At 67.4% G+C, this 2,500-nt stretch carries 3 protein-coding genes (1 of these 3 running past the window's edge); all 3 read left to right on the top strand.

Going from position 1 to position 2,500, the window contains the following annotated elements:
- Positions 1 to 341: the 3' portion of a DUF2239 family protein gene (locus E8M01_RS08840; protein ID WP_136959785.1), read on the top strand. 310 nt of this gene lie to the left of the window's left edge; the window shows 341 of its 651 coding nt (coding positions 311-651); its start codon lies off the left edge, out of view; its stop codon occupies positions 339 to 341.
- A gap of 188 nt (positions 342 to 529) precedes the next feature.
- Positions 530 to 1,432: an alpha/beta fold hydrolase gene (locus tag E8M01_RS08835; RefSeq protein ID WP_136959784.1), complete on the top strand. Its 903-nt coding sequence runs from the start codon at positions 530 to 532 to the stop codon at positions 1,430 to 1,432.
- Between the two features lie 267 nt (positions 1,433 to 1,699).
- Positions 1,700 to 2,287, top strand: a complete 588-nt coding sequence (locus E8M01_RS08830) for a GNAT family N-acetyltransferase (RefSeq protein WP_246088652.1) — start codon at positions 1,700 to 1,702, stop codon at positions 2,285 to 2,287.
- Positions 2,288 to 2,500: the final 213 nt, after the last annotated feature.

Here is a 2,500-nt window from a genome sequence, read left to right as displayed (position 1 = left end):
TCGGTGTCGTTGGACGCGAAGTCACCTTGCTGCCGCGCCAATGGGAGTGGCTGGCGGCACAACCAGGCGGCGCATCGGTGGCGCTTCGAAAGCTGGTGGATGAAGCCAAGCGGAGTGGCGGCGGGTTGCGGCAGAGACGTGCCGCCCAGGATGTCGCTTATCACTTCATGTCGGCGATGGCCGGCAACCTGCCCGGTTTCGAGGAGGCGACGCGGGCGCTGTTTGCGGATGATCGGTCCCGCTTCGAGCAACTGCTATCGCATTGGCCCGAAGACATCGGCACCTATGCGACCCGACTGGCCTTTGGCGGGCCGGCCGATGGCGTTGCCGCCGGGCACTAGCGGGCGGCAGGTCTAGAGGAGGATCGGACAGGTACGCCATCTCGCGCCGACGCGGGGGCGTGCTTTGCCCGAGCGCGGCCGAGGCCGTGCAGTTGACCCCGCCGTGCCTCCGCGACGTCGCCGCCTGTTCCGCCGTGTCGACGCGGTGGCTGCAGCGGGCCATTTGAGACCAGGAAGGACGACACACCATGCCCAAGGCTACAGCGAACGGCATCGCCATCGCCTATGACAGTTTCGGCCCCAAAGCTGCCGAGCCCATTCTGCTGATCTCGGGCCTGGGCGTGCCGATGATCCGCTGGACCCTCCCGTTCTGCCAGGCGCTTGCTGGACATGGCTATCAGGTCATCCGTTTCGACAATCGCGACATTGGCCTCTCGACCCATTGCGACGGCGCGCCGGTTCCCGAGATCGCGGCGGTGGCGGCTGCCGTGGCCCGGGGCGAGCGGCCGGATGTGCCCTATACGCTCCACGATATGGCCGAGGACGCGGTTGGGCTGCTCGATGCGCTCGGGATCGAGCGCGCTCATGCCGTTGGCCGGTCGATGGGCGGGATGATCGCCCAGGTGATGGCAAGCGAGCACCCGCATCGCGTGCTGTCGCTGACCTCGATCATGTCCAGCACCGGCAATCCCGACCTGGCCGGGGCGACCCCTGAAGCGATGGCGGCGCTGACCCGACCTGCGCCGCACCCGCTGGAAGACCAAGCGGGCTTTCTCGCCCATAGTCTCGCGTTATCCCGGGTAATCGGCAGCCCTGGCTATCCGTTCGACGAAGCCGCCCAGCGTGTTCAGGCCCTGGCCGAGCTGGCGCGAGCCTATAACCCCGCCGGGTTCGGCCGGCAGATCGCGGCCATCGCTGCGGCCGGCGACCGCCGCGCGCGGTTGAGCACCATCACTGTTCCAACCCTGGTCGTGCATGGCGCAGCCGACAAGCTGGTGCCTGCCGCCGGCGGCCGGGACACCGCGGCCAATATCAGGGGCGCCGAGCTCAAGGTGATCGACGGCATGGGGCATGATCTTCCGCCGGAGCTTCATGAAACGATCATCCAGGCGATCGTGGGCAATGCGCGGCGCGCCCGCCTCCCTGCCTGACATGAAGAACGGTCGGGGGAGGCGCTTCGAACCGGGGGCCGGCCGACAGTGGCTGGCCTTGCTCGGGCGCGAGCCTTGGGGGTGGGGCGTCAAAAATGATCGAGGCCGGTGAGCCCGCAGCACGAGATTCAGAAACCCGCCAGCCAACAAGCTGGCGGGCTTTTTGTTGGCAAGAGCCGCCGATAGCCAAAGAAAAATCACCACGGCGCGGCGAAACGCACGCTTCTGCCGCAATGCACGGCAACAAGGGCGCTTGCGAAACGGCCGATGCGCCAAGTGCTGGACCATGGAATCGCCAGGATGCGCAAGGAAACGCCGAGGCTCATCCTGCGGCCTTGGGAAACACGAGACCGCGCGCCGTTCGCGGCGATCAACGCGGATCCCGAAACGCGGCAATATTTCTATCCCAGGCTCCTGACCAAGGCCGGCAGCGATGCCGTGGTCGATGCGGCGATCGTCGACCTGGCCGATGACGGCTTCGGGTTCCTGGCGGTCGAACGCAAGGCCGATGGCGCCCTGATCGGCGGCGCCGGGCTGTCCTGTCCTGGCCCCGAAGTGCCCGGCGGTTATGAACTCGAGCTCGGCTGGATCCTCGGCCGTCCCTATTGGCGGCAGGGCTATGCGACGGAGGCCAGCCTCGCCTGTCTCGATTTCGTCTGGGACGAGCTCGAGATCGACACGGTCATTGGTTATACCTCGACGATCAACGCGCCATCGCGACGAACCATGGAACGCATCGGCATGACCTATGTGCCGGCCGCGGATTTCGAGGACACCACGGTCCCGGCCGGCCACGTCCTGCGCCCGCATGTGCTCTACCGCATCGAGAGGGCGGGCCGAGCCCGCCATGCCTGAAGCGACGTCCAGGTGGTGGGATCGGCGCAGCCGGAGGGCTTCTTCTTCGGAGGCAGGCGCGGAGGAGAGCCGGGACCATCGGCGAGCTTCAAGGTCCTTGCCGGCAAGGCGCAGGTCGGGGCAGGGCAGAGGCCCGGCCGGAGTACAAGACGGCCCTCCGCCCGGCCAGGCGGCGGAGATCGAGGTGCCGCTGCGGCATTCTCCCAGGCGTCA

Origin of the sequence: Phreatobacter stygius (assembly GCF_005144885.1) — a bacterium.
GTDB classification, from domain to species: domain Bacteria; phylum Pseudomonadota; class Alphaproteobacteria; order Rhizobiales; family Phreatobacteraceae; genus Phreatobacter; species Phreatobacter stygius.
Note: the sequence above shows the minus strand (reverse complement) of the source record. Positions and strands in the feature narration are given on the sequence as shown.

Bases quoted from the DNA above. Each gene is read 5' to 3' on its own strand.
- E8M01_RS08830 (WP_246088652.1), top strand. From the start codon at position 1,700: ATGCGCCAAGTGCTGGACCATGGAATCGCCAGGATGCGCAAGGAAACG.
- E8M01_RS08835 (WP_136959784.1), top strand. From the start codon at position 530: ATGCCCAAGGCTACAGCGAACGGCATCGCCATCGCCTATGACAGTTTC.